14 protein-coding genes and 2 tRNA genes are annotated in these 18,466 nt (G+C 60.4%); 12 read left to right on the top strand and 4 right to left on the bottom strand.

Annotated elements, in window-relative coordinates:
- Positions 1-46: 46 nt before the first annotated feature.
- The 12 genes from PSUM_RS20500 to PSUM_RS20445 all read left to right on the top strand — a co-directional run bounded on the left by PSUM_RS20500 (position 47) and on the right by PSUM_RS20445 (position 15,052).
- Positions 47-1,546, top strand: coding sequence for a bifunctional ADP-dependent NAD(P)H-hydrate dehydratase/NAD(P)H-hydrate epimerase (locus PSUM_RS20500; RefSeq protein ID WP_033040629.1), 1,500 nt, complete (start codon positions 47-49; stop codon positions 1,544-1,546).
- Positions 1,534-2,004 (top strand): tRNA (adenosine(37)-N6)-threonylcarbamoyltransferase complex ATPase subunit type 1 TsaE, encoded by a 471-nt coding sequence (gene tsaE, locus PSUM_RS20495; RefSeq protein WP_020797712.1) that lies wholly within the window; start codon positions 1,534-1,536, stop codon positions 2,002-2,004. Before PSUM_RS20500 ends, tsaE begins: the two co-directional genes overlap by 13 nt.
- Before the next feature lie 51 nt (positions 2,005-2,055).
- Positions 2,056-3,438: an N-acetylmuramoyl-L-alanine amidase gene (locus PSUM_RS20490; protein WP_404821820.1), complete on the top strand. Its 1,383-nt coding sequence runs from the start codon at positions 2,056-2,058 to the stop codon at positions 3,436-3,438.
- Positions 3,435-5,345 (top strand): DNA mismatch repair endonuclease MutL, encoded by a 1,911-nt coding sequence (gene mutL / locus PSUM_RS20485; RefSeq protein ID WP_020797710.1) that lies wholly within the window; start codon positions 3,435-3,437, stop codon positions 5,343-5,345. Before PSUM_RS20490 ends, mutL begins: the two co-directional genes overlap by 4 nt.
- Positions 5,345-6,316: a tRNA (adenosine(37)-N6)-dimethylallyltransferase MiaA gene (miaA, locus tag PSUM_RS20480; protein WP_020797709.1), complete on the top strand. Its 972-nt coding sequence runs from the start codon at positions 5,345-5,347 to the stop codon at positions 6,314-6,316. Before mutL ends, miaA begins: the two co-directional genes overlap by 1 nt.
- Before the next feature lie 94 nt (positions 6,317-6,410).
- On the top strand, positions 6,411-6,671 hold the full coding sequence (gene hfq, locus PSUM_RS20475) for an RNA chaperone Hfq (protein WP_007902656.1): 261 nt from the start codon (positions 6,411-6,413) through the stop codon (positions 6,669-6,671).
- Positions 6,672-6,683: 12 nt separating this feature from the next.
- Positions 6,684-7,985 (top strand): ribosome rescue GTPase HflX, encoded by a 1,302-nt coding sequence (gene hflX / locus PSUM_RS20470; RefSeq protein WP_008064113.1) that lies wholly within the window; start codon positions 6,684-6,686, stop codon positions 7,983-7,985.
- A 96-nt stretch (positions 7,986-8,081) separates the two neighbouring features.
- Positions 8,082-9,254 (top strand): FtsH protease activity modulator HflK, encoded by a 1,173-nt coding sequence (gene hflK, locus PSUM_RS20465; protein ID WP_020797708.1) that lies wholly within the window; start codon positions 8,082-8,084, stop codon positions 9,252-9,254.
- Positions 9,254-10,123, top strand: a complete 870-nt coding sequence (gene hflC, locus PSUM_RS20460) for a protease modulator HflC (RefSeq protein WP_083350053.1) — start codon at positions 9,254-9,256, stop codon at positions 10,121-10,123. The genes hflK and hflC overlap by 1 nt, the downstream gene beginning before the upstream one ends.
- A gap of 311 nt (positions 10,124-10,434) precedes the next feature.
- Positions 10,435-11,622: an ATP phosphoribosyltransferase regulatory subunit gene (locus tag PSUM_RS20455; protein ID WP_083350054.1), complete on the top strand. Its 1,188-nt coding sequence runs from the start codon at positions 10,435-10,437 to the stop codon at positions 11,620-11,622.
- A 54-nt stretch (positions 11,623-11,676) separates the two neighbouring features.
- Complete coding sequence (locus PSUM_RS20450) at positions 11,677-12,966, top strand: adenylosuccinate synthase (protein ID WP_020797705.1); 1,290 nt, start codon at positions 11,677-11,679, stop codon at positions 12,964-12,966.
- Between the two features lie 151 nt (positions 12,967-13,117).
- Positions 13,118-15,052, top strand: a complete 1,935-nt coding sequence (locus PSUM_RS20445) for a methyl-accepting chemotaxis protein (RefSeq protein ID WP_033040616.1) — start codon at positions 13,118-13,120, stop codon at positions 15,050-15,052.
- A 98-nt stretch (positions 15,053-15,150) separates the two neighbouring features.
- Here PSUM_RS20445 and PSUM_RS20440 read toward each other — a convergent pair whose 3' ends face one another.
- The 4 genes from PSUM_RS20440 to PSUM_RS20425 all read right to left on the bottom strand — a co-directional run bounded on the left by PSUM_RS20440 (position 15,151) and on the right by PSUM_RS20425 (position 18,308).
- Positions 15,151-16,716, bottom strand: a complete 1,566-nt coding sequence (locus tag PSUM_RS20440; protein ID WP_083350055.1) for an ABC transporter permease — start codon at positions 16,714-16,716, stop codon at positions 15,151-15,153.
- Positions 16,716-17,726 carry an extracellular solute-binding protein gene (locus PSUM_RS20435; protein WP_020797702.1) on the bottom strand — a complete coding sequence of 337 codons (1,011 nt, stop codon included), beginning with the start codon at positions 17,724-17,726 and terminating at the stop codon, positions 16,716-16,718. The genes PSUM_RS20440 and PSUM_RS20435 overlap by 1 nt, the downstream gene beginning before the upstream one ends.
- Positions 17,727-17,967: 241 nt before the next feature.
- Positions 17,968-18,054, bottom strand: a tRNA-Leu gene (locus PSUM_RS20430).
- A 167-nt stretch (positions 18,055-18,221) separates the two neighbouring features.
- Positions 18,222-18,308, bottom strand: a tRNA-Leu gene (locus PSUM_RS20425).
- Positions 18,309-18,466 lie beyond the last annotated feature (158 nt).

The raw sequence follows: 18,466 nt of genomic DNA, 5'->3' as shown, positions 1-18,466 counted from the left end.
AGCTGAGGTGCGTATAATTCTGCCAGACATCGGAGCCCGTAGACGCATGCCGCACACTAAAGATGATTTACCCGACGCGCTGTACAGCGCCGCGCAGGTCCGAGGGCTCGATGCGAGCCTGATCGCGGCTGGCACATCGGGCTTCGAATTGATGCATCGCGCCGCACGGGCCACCTGGCGAGCGCTGGTCCGGCATTGGCCGGCGGCGAATGAATTAACGGTGGTCGCAGGCCACGGCAATAACGCTGGCGACGGTTACCTGGTCGCCGTGCTGGCCAAGCGCGGCGGGTGGACGGTACGGGTTCTGGCGGCAGGCGATCCCCGGCAGCTGCGCGGTGATGCGGCTTCGGCCCATGCCGAAGCGGTGTCCGAAAACGTGGTCATCGAAGCGTGGAGCGCGCAATCGGACTACCGGGGCATTGTCCTCGACGCCTTGCTCGGTACCGGCTTGGCCGGTGATGTGCGCGAGCCGTACGCCAGTGTCATCGCCGCGATCAACGCCAGCGGCCTTCCGGTGGTGGCGGTGGATATCCCCTCCGGGCTATGCGCTGATACCGGGCGCATCCTCGGTTGTGCCGTGCGAGCCGATCTGACGGTAACCTTTATCGGCTTGAAGTTGGGGTTATTCACCGGCGACGCGGCAAATGTGGTGGGCGAGCGGGTGTTCAATGACCTGCACGCCGATCCCCGGCTGCTCGAGGGGGCGCCGATTACCGCCCGACGCCTGACAGCCGGCAACCTGCCGCGCCTGGCCGCCCGCAGGGGCGCTTCCCATAAGGGCCAGTTCGGCCACGTATTGCTGATCGGTGGCGATCGCGGGCTGGGCGGGGCAATCCTGTTGAGCGCGCAAAGTGCATTGCGCAGCGGCGCGGGCATGGTGTCGCTGGCGACCCGCCCCGAGCATGTGCCGGCTGCCCTGGCCCGGATCCCCGAGGCGATGGCGCTGGGCGCTGCGTCGGCCAATCAACTGATGGATTTGCTTCAAAAGGTGTCCGTACTGGTGGTCGGCCCTGGACTGGGGCAGGGTGCATGGGGGAGAAGCTTGTTGTCGGCCGCCGCCAACGCACCCCTGCCGCAAGTCTGGGACGCCGATGCGCTGAACCTGCTGGCGGAAGGCCGGGTGAGCTTGCCCAAGGGGTGCGTGATCACGCCGCATCCGGGAGAAGCCGCTCGGTTGCTGGGACTCAGCACTGCCCAGGTTCAGGCCGATCGCCCCGCGGCGGCCCATGCACTGAGCAAAAAATACACAGCAGTGGTGGTGCTCAAGGGGGCCGGCAGTCTGATCGCCTGTCCTGACGGGCGGCTTGCCGTGTGTCATCAAGGTCATCCGGCAATGGCTGCCGCCGGTCTGGGCGACGTGCTGGCGGGTCTGGTGGGTGCGCTGCTGGCCCAGGGCATGGACGCGTTCGATGCGACTTGCCTGGCCGTCTGGCTACACGCCAATGCCGGTGAACGCCAAGGTAAATTCGGCCGTGGACTGGCGGCCAGTGATTTGATACCAGCCATTCGTCAGTTGTTGGAGGAGCAAGCACCGTGTCTGAAGTAACCCTGTACCTGGCCGATGAGCAGGCCATGAGCGACTTTGGCGCACGTATCGCCCGTATCACCGAGGGGCATGGCCTGATCTTCCTCGAAGGTAATCTGGGGATGGGGAAAACCACATTGTCCCGGGGTATCATTCGTGGTTTGGGGCATGTCGGGGCGGTCAAAAGCCCGACCTTCACCCTGGTCGAACCCTATGAGATCGGCGACATTCGTGCCTTCCATTTCGACTTGTATCGCCTGGTCGATCCGGAGGAGCTGGAATTTCTCGGCATCCGCGACTATTTCGAGGACGATGCGCTGTGCCTGATCGAATGGCCCGATAAAGGTGCAGGCTTTTTGCCAAAGCCCGACCTGACCATTACCATTAGCCCGCGAGACAGCGGGCGTTCGCTGAAAATTTTACCCAGGGGTTCGCGTGGCGAGGCCTGGTGTGCCGCTTTGGCATTGGAATCCAAATAGATGATGGGGTTAGGTATGCGCTTTCGCGCGTTGGTTGCTGCCGTAGGGGTGATGTTTCTGGCGGTGACCGTCGACGCTGTGGCCGAGACGAAGGTCAACAGTGTTCGCCTGTGGCGGGCTCCGGACAACACGCGGCTGGTGTTCGACCTGTCCGGTCCGGTGCAGCACAGCGTCTTTACGCTGACGGCCCCGGATCGCCTGGTCATCGACATCAATGGCGCGAGCCTCGGTGCGCCGTTGAACGTCAACTCGTCCAACACCCCGATCACCGCGATGCGCTCGGCACAACGTACGCCGACCGACTTGCGGGTGGTCATCGACCTGAAAAAGGCGGTGACGCCAAAAAGCTTCTCCTTGGCGCCCAACGCCCAGTATGGCAATCGCCTGGTGGTCGATCTGTTCGATAACCCGGCCGATGCCGCGCCACCGCCACCAGTGCCGACGCCATCGGTGGCCACGGTGCCGGCCGTTCCGGTCACGCCATCCGAACCTTCGATCAAGCTGCCTCCCGCACCGGCCGGCAAGCGCGACATCGTTGTGGTAATCGATGCCGGTCACGGTGGTGAAGACCCGGGCGCCTCCGGCTCCCGTGGTCAGCGCGAGAAGGACGTGGTGCTGCAGATCGCCCGTGAAACGCAGCGCCAGGTCAATGGCATGAAAGGCTTTCGCGCGGAGCTGACGCGCACCGGCGACTATTTCATTCCATTGCGTGGCCGTACGGAAATTGCCCGCAAGAAAGGCGCCGACCTGTTTGTCTCGATTCACGCCGACGCCGCGCCTTCTGCCGCGGCGTTCGGTGCCTCGGTGTTCGCCCTGTCCGATCGTGGTGCCACTTCGGAAACCGCGCGCTGGCTGGCTGACAGCGAAAACCGTTCGGACCTGATCGGGGGTGCCGGCAACGTCAGTCTCGACGATAAGGACCGCATGCTGGCTGGCGTATTGCTCGATCTGTCGATGACCGCGTCCCTGACCTCCAGCCTGAACGTCGGCCAGAAAGTGCTGAGCAACATCGGCCGGGTCACGCCACTGCACAAGCAACGCGTCGAGCAGGCCGGGTTCATGGTGCTGAAGTCGCCGGACATCCCGTCGATCCTGGTCGAAACCGGGTTTATCTCCAACGCCAACGAAGCCTCGAAGCTGGCTGCGTCGAGCCACCAGCAGGCGCTGGCGCGCTCCATCAGCAGCGGCGTGCGCCAGTTCTTCCAGCAGAATCCGCCACCGGGCACTTACATTGCCTGGCTGCGTGATTCCGGAAAAATCGCTCAAGGTCCTCGTGACCATCGGGTAAACCCGGGCGAGACGCTGGCGATGATCGCGGTGCGCTATCAAGTGTCCCCAGCGACCCTGCGCAGTGCCAACAACCTGTCGAGCGATGAGCTCAAGATCGGCCAGCACCTGACCATCCCAGGCACTGAACTGGCGGCCAAGGAATGAACGAAGTCGTGAACAACAGCGCTCGCATCGAGCTGCTCAGCCCACGGTTGGCGAACCAGATCGCCGCTGGCGAAGTGGTTGAACGGCCGGCTTCGGTGATCAAGGAGTTGCTGGAAAACAGCCTCGACTCCGGCGCCAAGCGCATCGATGTCGACGTGGAGCAGGGTGGCGTCAAGTTGCTCCGGGTGCGCGACGATGGCAGCGGCATTTCCGCCGATGACCTGCCGCTGGCCCTGGCGCGACACGCCACCAGCAAGATCCGCAACCTGGAAGATCTTGAACAGGTCATGAGCCTGGGCTTTCGCGGTGAGGCATTGGCATCGATCAGTTCGGTTGCGCGCCTGACCCTGACGTCGCGCACCCGCGATGCCGAGCAGGCCTGGCAAGTCGAGACCGAGGGCCGTGACATGGCGCCGCGGGTGCAGCCTGCGGCTCATCCGGTGGGTACCTCGGTCGAGGTGCGTGACCTGTTCTTTAATACTCCAGCACGCCGCAAGTTTCTCAAGACCGAAAAAACCGAATTCGATCACCTGCAGGAAGTCATCAGGCGCCTGGCCCTGGCGCGGTTCGACGTGGCCTTTCATCTGCGTCATAACGGCAAGACCATCCTCAGCCTGCACGAAGCCCGCGACGATGCAGCTCGCGCCCGGCGCGTGGCGGCCATTTGCGGACCCGGTTTCCTGGAGCAGGCGCTACCGATCGAAATCGAGCGCAATGGCCTGCATCTGTGGGGCTGGGTAGGGTTGCCGACCTTCAACCGCAGCCAGGCGGACTTACAGTATTTCTTTGTCAATGGTCGTGCCGTGCGCGACAAGCTGGTGGCACACGCCGTGCGCCAGGCTTATCGCGACGTATTGTTCAACGGCCGGCATCCGACGTTCGTGCTGTTCTTCGAGGTCGACCCGACGGGCGTCGATGTCAACGTGCACCCCACCAAGCACGAAGTGCGCTTCCGTGAAGGGCGCATGGTTCACGATTTTCTCTATGGCACCCTGCACCGTGCCTTGGGCGATGTGCGGCCGGACGATCATCTGGCAGCACCGGTTGCGACAGCCGCAGTGCGGCCTACCGGCCTCGAGGCCGGTGAGTTCGGCCCGCAGGGTGAGATGCGCCTGGCCGCCAATGCGCTGCTGGAACAGCCTCAGGCACAGCCTTCGTTCAATGCGCCCGCCGGTTCGGGGGCAGGGGCTGGATATCAATATCAATACACCCCGCGTCCCCAGTCAGCTGTTCCGGTTGCAGAAGCACAGGCCGCCTATCGCGAATTCTTCGCGCCGTTGCCCGAGGCCAATGCGGTAGCGCTGCCAGCTGGTCAGGACGACATTCCGCCGCTGGGCTACGCGCTGGCGCAGCTCAAAGGCATCTACATCCTTTCGGAAAACGCCCAGGGGCTGGTGCTGGTAGACATGCATGCCGCTCATGAGCGGATCATGTACGAACGCCTGAAAGTCGCCATGGCCAGCGAAGGCTTGAGCGGGCAACCGCTGCTGGTGCCCGAAACCCTGGCACTCAGTCAACGTGAAGCCGATTGCGCCGAAGAGCATGTTGCCTGGTTCCAGCGCCTGGGCTTCGAACTGCAGCGCCTCGGCCCGGAAACCCTGGCCATTCGGCAGATACCAGCCTTGCTCAAACAGGCTGAGGCCAATCGACTGGTGGGTGACGTGTTAGCCGACTTGATGGAATATGGCACCAGCGACCGGATTCAGGCGCACCTCAACGAATTGCTCGGCACCATGGCCTGCCATGGCGCGGTCCGGGCCAATCGGCGCCTGGCCCTGCCGGAAATGAACGGTCTGCTGCGCGACATGGAAAACACCGAGCGCAGCGGTCAATGCAACCATGGCCGACCGACCTGGACCCAGCTGGGCCTGGACGATCTGGACAAACTGTTCTTGCGCGGTCGTTGATGAACCAGTTCCCCCCTGCGATTTTCCTGATGGGCCCGACCGCCGCCGGCAAGACCGACCTGGCCATCGAGCTCACCAAAGTGCTGCCCTGCGAGCTGATCAGTGTCGATTCGGCGCTGGTCTACCGCGGCATGGACATTGGTACCGCCAAGCCATCAAAAGAGCTGTTGGCAGAGTTCCCGCACCGTTTGATCGATATTCTCGACCCGGCCGAGGCCTACTCGGCGGCAGATTTCCGTCGCGATGCCCTGCAAGCCATGGCCGAGATCACCGCGCGGGGAAAAATTCCGCTGCTGGTCGGCGGCACAATGCTCTATTACAAGGCTTTGGTTGAAGGGCTTGCGGATATGCCGGCCGCCGACCCGGAGGTCCGTGCGCAGATCGAGGAAGAGGCTGCACGCCTTGGCTGGCAGGCACTGCACGAGCAATTGGCGGTTATTGACCCGGTTTCCGCGGCACGTATTCATCCGAACGATCCGCAGCGTTTGAGTCGAGCGTTGGAAGTTTACCGTGTCAGCGGTCAGAGCATGACTGCGCTTCGCTTGCGACAATCTGCGCAAAGTACTGAAGCAGCCGCTTCGGGACGGCAACAATTGCCCTATACTGTCGCGAACTTGGCCATTGCTCCGGCGAATCGCCAGGTATTGCACGACCGAATTAAACAAAGATTCACCTTAATGTTGGAACAGGGATTCATCGACGAGGTCCTAGCCCTGCGTAATAGAAGTGACCTGCATACAGGGTTGCCGTCTATACGTGCGGTGGGCTACCGCCAAGTCTGGGATTACCTGGATGGCAAGCTGACGTCAGCCGAGATGCAGGAGCGTGGAATCATTGCCACGCGCCAATTGGCGAAGCGCCAGTTCACCTGGCTTCGCAGTTGGGCTGATTTACACTGGCTGGACAGTCTCGATTGCGACAATCTGCCGCGCGCCTTGAAATACCTGGGGACCATCTCCATATTGAGCTGAGTCCTTGCAATTGCCGTCTATCCTTGGGGGTGGGGCGGCCAAAGCCATCTGATTACCTATTTTTTTATATTGAATCCTTAAAGGAGTGCGGCACATGTCAAAAGGGCATTCGCTACAAGACCCTTACTTGAATACTTTACGTAAAGAGAAAGTTGGGGTGTCCATCTACCTGGTCAACGGGATTAAACTGCAAGGTACGATCGAGTCTTTCGACCAATTCGTTATCCTGCTGAAAAACACCGTCAGCCAAATGGTCTACAAACACGCTATCTCTACAGTAGTGCCGGTTCGTCCAATTCGTCTGCCTAGCGCAACCGAATCCGAAGCAGGTGATGCTGAGCCAGGTAACGCCTGATAGGAGTCTCCTTTGTTCTTTGAGCGCCACGGTGGTGGTGAACGGGCCATTCTCGTTCACTTGGATGGACAGGACCCTGAGGCGCGCGAAGATCCGCAGGAGTTTCAGGAGTTGGCAATTTCGGCTGGCGCCGAGACCGTCGCGTTTTTCAACGTGCCGCGTCATCGGCCATCCGCCAAATACCTGATTGGCAGTGGCAAGGTCGAGGAATTACGCGACCTGGTCAAAGCCGAGCAGGTAGATCTGGTGATTTTCAATCACACCCTCACGCCCAGTCAGGAACGTAACCTCGAACGCGCTTTCGAGTGTCGCGTGATCGACCGTACGGGTCTGATTCTCGATATCTTCGCCCAACGCGCCCGCACCCATGAAGGCAAGCTCCAGGTTGAACTGGCCCAGCTTGAATACATGAGTACGCGGCTGGTTCGCGGCTGGACTCACCTTGAGCGGCAGAAGGGTGGTATCGGCTTGCGCGGTCCGGGTGAAACCCAGCTGGAAACCGACCGGCGTCTGTTGCGGGTTCGCCTGCGGCAGATCAAGGGGCGCCTGGAAAAGGTCCGCAGCCAGCGCGAGCAGTCGCGTCGTGGCCGCAAACGGGCTGACATACCGACGGTTTCACTGGTGGGCTACACCAACGCCGGCAAGTCGACGTTGTTCAACTCGGTGACCGATTCCGAAGTTTTCGCCGCCGACCAACTCTTCGCCACCCTCGACCCGACCTTGCGCCGACTCGAACTCGATGACCTCGGGCCGATCGTGCTGGCCGACACCGTGGGTTTCATTCGTCACCTGCCGCACAAGCTGGTCGAGGCATTTCGGGCTACGCTCGAAGAGTCGAGCAATTCCGATCTGCTGCTGCATGTGATCGACTCCCATGAACCCGAGCGCATGGCCCAGATTGAACAGGTCATGGTGGTGCTTGGGGAGATCGGGGCTCAAGACTTGCCGATCCTGGAGGTCTATAACAAACTCGATTTGCTCGAGGGCGTGGAGCCGCAGATCCAGCGCGATGCCGATGGCAAGCCGCAGCGGGTCTGGTTGTCGGCCAAGGACGGTACAGGTCTGGACCTGCTCAGGCAGGCCGTGGCCGAGCTGCTTGGGGATGATTTGTTTGTTGGCACCTTGCGCTTGCCCAACCGATTTGCTCGACTGCGTGCGCAGTTCTTCGAACTCGGGGCGGTACAGAAGGAAGAACATGACGACGAAGGCATCAGTTTGCTGGCCGTTCGTTTGCCACGCGCCGAGTTGAATCGGCTGGTGAGCCGCGAAGGTTTGCAACCGGTGGAATTCATCGAGCAACACACTTTGCAATAAAAGCCTGAGAAAGCGGTTGTGCCGTGGTGACAGGCATTCTGTAGCATTGGTCGGCGCGCCGTGGGTGCGTCTTTGCTTTATCAGATGGAGAGCGCTATGGCTTGGAATGAGCCGGGTGGCAACTCGAATAATCAGGATCCTTGGGGTGGCAAGCGTCGTAATAACGGCGACCGCAAGGGGCCGCCGGATCTCGACGAGGCCTTCCGAAAGCTGCAGGAAAGCCTGAATGGGTTGTTCGGTGGTGGCAAGAAACGCGGGGATGATGGTGGTGGTTCGGGCAAGAGCGGCGGCTTCGGCGGCCTGCTGGGCATCGGCCTGGTCGTATTGGCAGCCGTTTGGCTGTACAGCGCGGTCTATGTCGTCGACGAGCAGGAGCAAGCCGTGGTGCTGCGCTTCGGCAAGTACTACGAAACCGTCGGCCCCGGCCTGAATATCTACTTCCCGCCGATCGACAAGAAGTACATGGAAAACGTCACGCGTGAGCGTGCGTACACCAAGCAAGGTCAAATGCTGACTGAAGACGAAAACATCGTCGAAGTGCCGCTGACCGTGCAGTACAAGATCAGCAACCTGCAGGACTTCGTGCTGAGCGTCGATCAGCCGGAAATCAGCCTGCAGCACGCGACCGACAGCGCCCTGCGCCATGTGGTGGGTTCCACCGCGATGGACCAGGTGTTGACCGAAGGTCGTGAATTGATGGCCAGCGAGATCAAGGAGCGCCTGCAACGCTTCATGGATACCTATCGCACCGGTATCACCGTTACCCAGGTGAACGTACAGAGTGCAGCGGCACCGCGCGAAGTACAGGAAGCCTTCGATGACGTGATCCGCGCCCGTGAAGACGAGCAGCGTTCGCGCAACCAGGCTGAAACCTATGCCAACGGCGTCGTGCCGGAAGCTCGTGGTCAGGCCCAGCGCATCCTTGAAGATGCCAATGGCTACCGTGACGAAACCGTCTCGCGTGCCAAGGGTGAGGCCGATCGCTTCACCAAGCTGGTCGCCGAGTACCGCAAGGCACCTGAAGTCACCCGCCAGCGTCTGTACCTGGACACCATGCAGGAAGTCTTCAGTAATACCAGCAAGGTTCTCGTGACCGGTAACAAGAATGGCCAGAGCAACCTGCTGTACCTGCCGCTGGACAAAATGGTCGAAAGTGGTCGCAGCACCAGCACCCAGGTGACCGGCGCGGCAGCCACCAGCAATGAAGCGAATGCGCGTGCGGCAGCTGATCTGCAGCAACAGCAAGCACGTACCAGGGAGAGTCGCTGATGAGCAATAAATCGCTGATCGCCCTTATTGTCGGCGTCGCCGTGGCGATCGCAGCCTGGAACTGCTTCTACATCGTGGCTCAGACCGAGCGTGCGGTGTTGCTGCAGTTCGGTCGCGTGGTCCAGGCCGATGTTCAGCCAGGCCTGCATGTGAAGGTGCCTTACGTTAACCAGGTGCGTAAATTTGATGCTCGCCTGATGACGCTGGATGCACCGACGCAACGCTTCCTGACGCTGGAAAAGAAGGCCGTGATGGTCGATGCGTTCGCCAAGTGGCGGGTGAAGGACGCCGAGCGTTTCTACACCGCGACTTCCGGTCTGAAGCAGATTGCCGACGAGCGTCTGTCCCGTCGTCTCGAATCGGGCCTGCGTGACCAGTTCGGTAAGCGCACCTTGCACGAAGTCGTGTCCGGTGAGCGTGATGCGCTGATGGCGGATATCACCGCTTCGCTGAACAAGATGGCTGAAAAGGAGCTGGGCATCGAGGTTGTCGATGTTCGGGTCAAGACCATCGACTTGCCGAAGGAAGTGAACCGCAGCGTGTTCGAACGTATGAGCACCGAGCGTGAACGTGAAGCTCGCGAGCATCGCGCCAAGGGTAACGAGCTGGCTGAAGGCATCCGTGCCGACGCCGATCGTCAACGTCGCGTGCTGTTGGCTGAAGCCTATCGTGAATCCGAAGAGATTCGCGGTGATGGTGATGCTGAGGCCGCTTCGATCTACTCCAAGGCCTACGGTCAGGATCAGGAGTTCTACGCGTTCTACCGTAGCCTGCGTGCCTACCGTGAAAGCTTCGCGAACAAATCCGACGTCATGGTCCTGGACCCAAGCAGTGACTTCTTCCATTACCTGGAAAAAGCCAAGCCTTGATACAACGTTGACCTGATTCATCCCGCCGGGCGGCTAATACCTCTGGCGGGGTGATCCTTTGGGAAAACGTGTGTATGATGCGGCAGCCGGGAAATTCCCGGCTTTTTTGCGTCTGCATGTTTGAATGCTGTTTTGTGCAGGTGCCCGAGCTGAATGCTCGACAGGTTTTTCGAGGAAAGTGATTGGCGAAGCCGGTAACAGGCGTTTCGCTTCGTTGCTCCTGCGCCTGATTTATGAACATGGGCTGATCATTTTCTGCTTCACTCAAGGCTCGGCCGCAGGCTGGCCGCCCGGATACAGGGGAAGGCGTAATGGCAACGGTAGACCGCTGGCTATTGCCAGATGGCATCGAAGAAGTACTGCCACCGGAAGCGGCGCGTATCGAAGTAGCGCGTCGCCAGGTGTTGGATCTGTTCCAGAGCTGGGGTTACGAGTTTGTCGTGACTCCCCATATCGAGTACCTGGAGTCCCTGCTGACCGGCGCGGGCCAGGACCTGGATCTGCGTACCTTCAAGGTCATCGACCCGCAATCGGGCCGGCAGATGGGGTTCCGTGCCGACATCACGCCGCAAGTGGCGCGCATCGATGCGCATACCTTGCGACACGAAGGGCCAAGTCGCCTGTGCTACGCCGGTAGCGTACTGCATGCCCAGCCACGTGCCTTGTCGTCCTCGCGCAGCCCGATCCAGTTGGGCGCCGAGTTGTATGGCGATGCCAGTCCGAGCAGCGACGTGGAAGTCATCAGCCTGATGCTCGCCATGCTGCAACTGGCTGATGTACCGGATGTCCACATGGACCTGGGGCATGTCGGTATCTACCGCGGCCTGGCCCGCGCCGCCGGTCTGTCCGGTGAAGTTGAGCAGCAGTTGTTCGATGCGTTGCAACGCAAAGCCATCGATGAGGTCATTACCTTGACCGAAGGCTTGCCGGCTGACCTGTCGGGCATGCTGCGCGCCCTGGTCGACTTGTGTGGTGGCCGTGAAGTGCTGGCGGCTGCGCGTGAGCGTCTGGCCAAGGCCCCGGCTGCAGTGTTGGCGGCATTGGATGACTTGTTGGCAATCGCCGAGCGTTTGTCCGTGCGTTTCCCGCAGTTGCCACTGTACTTCGACCTGGGCGAGTTGCGCGGTTACCACTACCACACCGGTGTAGTGTTCGCCGTGTTCGTGCCGGGTGTGGGCCAGTCCATTGCCCAGGGTGGTCGTTACGACGACATCGGCGCCGACTTCGGTCGCGCTCGTCCGGCAACCGGCTTCTCTACCGATTTGAAAACCCTGGTGACCCTGGGGCGTGCTGAGATCCAGCTACCGTCTGGCGGTATCTGGATGCCTGACAGTACGGATGCGGCACTCTGGCAGCAGGTTTGCCAGTTGCGCAGTGAGGGTCAGCGTGTTGTCCAGGCATTGCCTGGGCAACCTTTGGCCGCCGCCCGTGAAGCGGACTGCGACCGGCAATTGATTCAGCAGAACGGGCTTTGGCAAGTATCGCCACTGGCTTCTTGAGTTTTCCTGCCGGCTGCCGCCGGCACCAAGTTTGCGCGAATGAGGACAAGTGTTATGGGTAAGAATGTCGTAGTCCTGGGCACCCAGTGGGGTGATGAGGGCAAAGGCAAGATCGTTGATCTGCTGACCGAACATGCTGCCGCCGTAGTGCGCTACCAGGGTGGCCACAACGCCGGTCACACCTTGGTGATCGACGGTGAAAAAACTGTCTTGCACCTGATCCCTTCGGGCGTATTGCGCGAAGGCGTGCAGTGCCTGATCGGCAACGGCGTGGTGGTTGCACCTGACGCCCTGCTGCGCGAGATCACCAAGCTGGAAGAAAAAGGCGTACCGGTGCGCGAGCGCCTGCGTATCAGCCCGTCCTGCCCACTGATCCTGTCCTTCCACGTTGCGTTGGACCAGGCCCGTGAAAAGGCCCGTGGCGAGCTGAAGATCGGCACCACCGGTCGCGGCATCGGCCCGGCTTACGAAGACAAGGTTGCACGCCGTGGCCTGCGCGTGGGCGATCTGCTCAACATGCCGCGTTTTGAAGACAAACTGCGTGAACTGGTGGAATACCACAACTTCATGCTGGTGGGTTACTACAAAGAGCCGGCCATCGACTTCGACAAGACCCTGGCCGAATGCAAAGAGTACGCGGAGCTGCTCAAGCCGCTGATGCTGGACGTGACTGCCGAGTTGCACGACCTGCGTCGCGCTGGCAAAGACATCATGTTCGAAGGCGCCCAAGGCTCCCTGCTGGACATCGACCACGGTACCTACCCGTACGTGACCAGCTCTAACACCACCGCTGGCGGCGTAGCTACCGGTTCGGGTGTTGGCCCTATGTTCCTGGACTACATCCTGGGCATTACCAAGGCTTACACCACGCGTGTAGGTTCGGGTCCATTCCCGACTGAGTTGTTCGACGAAGTCGGTGCGCACCTGGCTAAACAAGGTCACGAGTTCGGCGCGACTACCGGCCGTGCTCGGCGTTGTGGTTGGTTCGACGCTGTTATCCTGCGTCGCGCTATCGATGTGAACAGCATCTCGGGCATCTGCCTGACCAAGCTGGACGTGCTCGACGGTCTGGAAACCATCAACATCTGCGTCGGCTACAAAGATGCGCAAGGCAACGCCGTTGCCCCGACTGATGCTGACAGCTACGTGGGCCTGCAGCCTGTGTACGAAGAGGTGCCGGGCTGGACCGAGTCGACCGTGGGTGCCAAAACCCTGGAAGAGCTGCCAGCTAACGCCCGTGCTTACATCAAACGCGTCGAAGAGCTGATCGGCGCGCCGATCGACATTATTTCGACGGGTCCGGACCGCAACGAAACCATCGTTCTGCGCCATCCGTTCGCTTGATAAGCTGTTGATGTAAAACACAAAGGCCCCTCAATAGGGGCCTTTGTCGTATATGTCTGTAGGACGGCATGACCTTTGCTATTACCTTTGCCTAAAGCGTCACTTTCGGGCGTGCCATCAATTTAATGGCGCAAATGCAGAGGGATTTCAAGTGTCAGCTGTTCTCTCGTTGTTACAAAGCCGTTTGTTGCGGCCTGTATTCGTTACCCTTGGTATCGCCCTTTTGGTGCAGGTGCTGGTGGCGGTCGCGCTGACCCGGAGCACTGTGACGGCGCTGGAAGCCGATCTCGCCCAGCGCCTGGGGGCGGACAGTCAAAAACTGTCCGGTGAGCTCGAGCAGGCGGGGCGTGAAGTCACGTCGAGCCTGGACAGCCTGTCTGCCAGTACGCGTCAACGCCTCACGGCTGGCTTGTCTTCGCGATTGAAGGACGAGCAGGCCCAGTTGCGTTCGACCCTGGAAAAAGACCTGAAGGATTCCGCCAGCGACATGGCACAGCTTCTGGCCTCGGTGGCGCCTCGCGCCATGTGGGATAACGACGTGCCGACCTTGTCCGAGTTTGCCCGTCGGGCCCAGCGCAACCCCAATGTCCTGTTCGTGGTGTACGACGACGCCACGGGCCAGCATCTGACGCGTTACCTCAACCGGGAAAACCCGATCAACAAGGCGCTGCTGGAAAAAGGCCAGGGCGAGCGCGCACTGGACAAGGTGCTGGACGCGGCGAAGAACGATCCGTCGGTCTTCTACGTCGAGGCCTCGATCAACCCTAATGGCGTGGAGATCGGCAAGGTCTTGATGGGCGTCTCGACGGCGTCGGTAGAGGCCGACCTGGCGGCACTGGACAAGCGCTTCTCGGCGTTGATTGCCAGTGGCGACCAGTTGGTGGGCGACAGCCTCAAAGGCGCGGCAGCCGACAGCGCAGCGGCCATGGGTGCACGTCTGCAATCGGCGCAGTCCACGGCCGCTGAAATGAAAGCCAATACCACCGCCACCGTGCAGGAGGCCGCGACAACCCTGCGCTGGCGTATTGGAGTGAGCCTGGCTTTGGTGGGCTTTGGTGTCCTGCTGTTGCTGGCGGTCGTGCTCGGGCGCCGAGTCGTCAACCGCCTGAGGATGTTGATTGTCGCCATGGATGACCTGGCGGCGGGTGAGGGCGATCTGACCAAGCGTGTGCAGATCAGCAGCAGGGACGAAATCGGCGATATGGCGTCGGCGGTCAATCGCTTCGTCGACAAATTGCAGCCGATAGTGCGCGAGGCGGGTGATGTCGCCCAGCGTACCGGTGTGGAAATTGGCGCCATGACATTGCGTAACGCGGGGGCGGATGCGGCGGCGGGCATGCAGCGCGATGAGGTGGCTGAAAGCCTGCGGGCCTTGTCGCGAATGGCGGATGAGGCGCAGTCGGAAAGCCAGGCCATGCAAGCGGCATTGAAGCAGGTGGTGGATATTCGCCAGGCCACCGACGAAAACACCCGGACTTCGGCGAAAGTCGGCACTCTGATTGAAGCGTTGGCGGGCCAGGTTGAGACTGGCGCGCAAGTGATTGAGCGCCTGGCACAGCAGAGTGAGCAGATTGAGGTAGTGCTGACGGTCATTCATGGCATTGCCGAACAGACCAACCTGCTGGCGCTGAACGCGGCGATTGAGGCAGCGCGCGCCGGCGAAACCGGTCGCGGCTTTGCGGTGGTGGCAGATGAAGTGCGCGCGTTGGCGAGCAAGACGCAAAGCTCCACCGGCGATATCCAGGCGCACATCGTAGCGTTGCAGCAAGGTGCCCGCGAGGCCGTAGCGGCAATCGGCCAGGCCGGGCGCCAGGCCAGTGAAGGCCTGTTGGTTCTGCGTGACAGCGCGCGGTTGCAGCAATCGGTGCAGGCTTCGGTCGAGCAGGTGCACACGGCAATCGGCCTGGCGACCCAGGCTGCCGAGCATCAGGCTCGGGGAGCACAGGCTGTGCGAGGTCGGGTCGAGACCATTCATGTGCAAGCCGAAAAGGCGGCCCAGGCGGTGGTGGAAACCACGGCCAGCGGCAAGGTGCTCGATGGCCTGGCGGCGCAGCTCAAAGCCAGCTTGGGGCAGTTCAGGGCTTGATGTTTTGCCTGGCCTGGCCTGGCCTCTTCGCGAGCAGGCTCGCTCCCACAGGTGATCTACCGAGCCCTGTGGGAGCGAGCCTGCTCGCGAAAGCGATCTCAGCGGCTCAAATACATCCGGGTTGTTAATAGATATACAGGCAGCCCCGACACCAATATCAACAACGCCGCATAAGGCGCCGCCGCCGCAAACTCCACATTCGCGGTATGCGCCCACACCTCAGTGGCCAGCGTGTTGAGCCCGGTTGGGCTCAACAGCAAGGTCGCCGTCAATTCCTTCATCGCATCCAGAAATACCAATGCAAACGCTGCTCCCAGCGCCGGAAAAATGATTGGCAGCGTTATCCGGCAAAACGCACTGAACGAAGATGCCCCCAGCGTGCGCGCCGCCTCTTCCAGTTGCGGCGCAGCCTTGTTCAGTGCTGTGCGAATCGGTGCCTGGGCCAGCGGTAGAAACAGCAGCGCATAAGCAATCAGCAGCAGTGTCGAAGTCTGGTACAGCACCGGCACATAGTGGAGCGCGAAATACACCAGGGTCAGTGCAATCACCAGGCCTGGCAGCGCGTGCAGCAGATACGGCAAACGTTCTGCCCAGATTGCCAGTGGCCCTTTATAGCGCACCACCAGCAACCCCACCGGCAACGCCAGCAGCAGACAAAACGCCGCGCCGCCCAAGGACAGGGCCAGGGAGGAAAGCAGCGCCTCGCTGATCGCGGCGATCGGGAATGCCGCCGACGAGCCCACGGCCAGCCAGTACGCCAGCATTCCCAGAGGAATGCCGCTGCCGATGATCGCCAGCAACAGGCAGTAAAGCTGCCCAGCCATCATCCAGGGGCCCAATCTGACCTGTTCTGCCTGTCGCGCCGCGCCCTGGCCTGTACGTACATGCCGGCCTTTGCCGCGAACGCGCAGTTCCAGCCACAGCAACATCAAGCACAGTGCCAGCAACACCGCCGAGAGCATCGCGGCGTTGGCGTTGCTGAATTCCAGCTCGAACTGTTGGTAAATCGCGGTGGTGAAGGTTTGCAGGCCAATGATCGACAGTGCACCGAATTCCACCAACATGTGCAGGGCAATCAGTAGCGATCCCGCCAGCAGCGAAGGCCAGAGCAGCGGTAGGGTGACGCGGAAAAATACTCCCCAGCGATTCTGCCCCAGGGTGCGGGCAGACTCTTCGAGTGAGGGGTCGAGATTGCGCAGGGTGGCGGCCACCGGCAGGAAGATCAGCGGGTATTTGGACAGGCTCATCACCAGGATCGCCCCGCCGAGCCCTTCGAAATGTGCGCTCAGTGACACCCAGGTAAAACTGCTGACAAACGCCGGTACGGCGAACGGCAAACACAGAATCACGCCCCACAGGCGTCGCCCAGGCAGATTGCTGCGCTCCAGCAACCATGCCAGCGACAGGCCGATCACGCCGCAAGTCAGTGTTACGCCAATCATCAGCGCCAGGGTATTGCGCAGCAGGCCAAATACATAAGGCCGCCACAGCAAATGCAGCGCCTGGGCCCAACCCGCTTGCCAGGCCTTCAGGCCGACGTAGGCCAGGGGAAGCAAGCTGAGCACGACCAGCAGTAACACCGGCAGAATCAACCAGATGGAAGGCCGCCTGCGCCCTGGTACGTATCGACCGTGCGAGGCGGAGGCGGATAGCGATGCACTCATCAGTTCAGGCCAACCTCGCGTTCCAGGTCCAAGGCTTCTTCGGCATTGCCGAGGTCGGCGGGCGTGACGTTCGGCGCTTGCAGTTCGCTGAAAGGCTTGAGGCCGCGATCCGATTGCATGCCTTTGTGTAGCGGGTATTCGGCGGTGGTCTGGGTGATCACGCGCTGGCCCTCTTCACTGGCCATGTAGGCGAGCAGTTGCTGGGCTTCTTTTGGATGTTTGCTGGATTTCAGCACGGCCGCACTCGATACGGTAATCAGGCCGCCGACGTCGCCGCCAGTGAAGTAATGCAGTTTCGAATCGAGCTGGCCCTTTTCGCGCTGCAAGGCGAACCAGTAGTAGTTGTTTACCAGCACCGTCGCGACTTCGCCGTTTTCCACGGCTTTTAGGGCAACCATGTTGTTGCTGTAGGTCTTGCCGAAAGCGCGCAAGCCGGTCAGCCATTCTTCCGCAGCCTCCATGCCGTGCACCTTGATGATCGCCACGGCTTGTTCCTGGAAGGCGCCGCTGGTAGGGACGAAGCCGACCTTGCCTTGCCATTTTGGATCGGAGAATTCCATCACCGATTTCGGCAGGTCTTTTTCGTCAATCAACTTCGGGTTGAATGCGACGACACGCACCCGAGCGGTGACGCCAATCCAGGTGCCGTCAGCGGCGACATAGTCCTTGGGCAGAACGGCCAGCGTGGTGTCGTCGGCCTTGGCCAGAACGCCTTGCTCGCCGAGTTTGTTCAGTGGCGGCGACTCTTCGGTGTAGATCACATCGGCGGGAGAGCGATCGCCTTCTTCGACGACTTGGCTGGCAAGCTGGTTGCTGCTGCCCTTGCGCACATTGACGTGAATGCCTGTCTTGGCTTCGAAGGCTTTGGCGACCGCATCGCCGACTTCCTTGTGTTGGCCGTTATAGAGTGTAAGGGAGACTGGATCGGCAGCCTGGGTGAGGGGGGTGGCGAGTGCCAGGCCAAGCAGAGTGGTGGTCAGGCCGCGGCGCAGGGTATTTCGAAACATCATTCGCAGGGTTCCTCACTGTCGCATTGCAAAATCTTGCAACAATGATAAACGATATTGTTTCTCATATGCGCTCTGGGCGGAGCAATTGATCTGTAGGAGCTGCCGAAGGTTGCGATCTTTTGATCTTAAAAACCAAAATCAAAAGATCGCAACCTTCGGCAGCTCCTACAGGGGCCAGAAACGCAAAAACCCGCTTTCGCGGGTTTCTGTGAAATTCAAGGTCGTGACCTTGAATTTGAATTGGTGCCCAGAAGAAGACTCGAACTTCCACGACCTTGCGGTCACCAGCACCTGAAGCTGGCGTGTCTACCAATTTCACCATCTGGGCATTCATCGCGAGCGTTGCCGCTGTTGATGTGGCGCACTATACGGAGAGCAATTTGATCTGTAAACCCCTGATTTTAAATTTAATTAATCAGGGTCCCAGAATGCAAAAAACCCGCTTTCGCGGGTTTTGTGTGAGCTTCGAAATTGAACTAATCTCAAGCTCGAAATTGGTGCCCAGAAGAAGACTCGAACTTCCACGACCTTGCGGTCACCAGCACCTGAAGCTGGCGTGTCTACCAATTTCACCATCTGGGCAGTATCGGCAACGTTGTCCGTCGTCGATGGCGCGCACTATACGGAGCGTCTTTTTAACTGTAAACCCCCGACACCAAAAAAACCTGAAAAATTTCACCAGCGGTATTTAAATCAACATCCTGGTGTCGATATAGGGCTTTAGATGAGGCGTCTTAGCC

The organism is Pseudomonas umsongensis, assembly GCF_002236105.1.
GTDB classification, from domain to species: Bacteria; Pseudomonadota; Gammaproteobacteria; order Pseudomonadales; family Pseudomonadaceae; genus Aquipseudomonas; species Aquipseudomonas umsongensis.
Note: the sequence above shows the minus strand (reverse complement) of the source record. Positions and strands in the feature narration are given on the sequence as shown.

Coding starts and splice junctions, on each gene's coding strand:
- hfq (WP_007902656.1), top strand. CDS start 6,411: ATGTCAAAAGGGCATTCGCTACAAGACCCTTACTTGAATACTTTACGT.
- PSUM_RS20435 (WP_020797702.1), bottom strand. CDS start 17,726: ATGATGTTTCGAAATACCCTGCGCCGCGGCCTGACCACCACTCTGCTT.
- hflK (WP_020797708.1), top strand. CDS start 8,082: ATGGCTTGGAATGAGCCGGGTGGCAACTCGAATAATCAGGATCCTTGG.
- PSUM_RS20500 (WP_033040629.1), top strand. CDS start 47: ATGCCGCACACTAAAGATGATTTACCCGACGCGCTGTACAGCGCCGCG.
- PSUM_RS20490 (WP_404821820.1), top strand. CDS start 2,056: ATGTTTCTGGCGGTGACCGTCGACGCTGTGGCCGAGACGAAGGTCAAC.
- mutL (WP_020797710.1), top strand. CDS start 3,435: ATGAACGAAGTCGTGAACAACAGCGCTCGCATCGAGCTGCTCAGCCCA.
- miaA (WP_020797709.1), top strand. CDS start 5,345: ATGAACCAGTTCCCCCCTGCGATTTTCCTGATGGGCCCGACCGCCGCC.
- PSUM_RS20450 (WP_020797705.1), top strand. CDS start 11,677: ATGGGTAAGAATGTCGTAGTCCTGGGCACCCAGTGGGGTGATGAGGGC.
- hflC (WP_083350053.1), top strand. CDS start 9,254: ATGAGCAATAAATCGCTGATCGCCCTTATTGTCGGCGTCGCCGTGGCG.
- PSUM_RS20440 (WP_083350055.1), bottom strand. CDS start 16,716: ATGAGTGCATCGCTATCCGCCTCCGCCTCGCACGGTCGATACGTACCA.
- PSUM_RS20455 (WP_083350054.1), top strand. CDS start 10,435: ATGGCAACGGTAGACCGCTGGCTATTGCCAGATGGCATCGAAGAAGTA.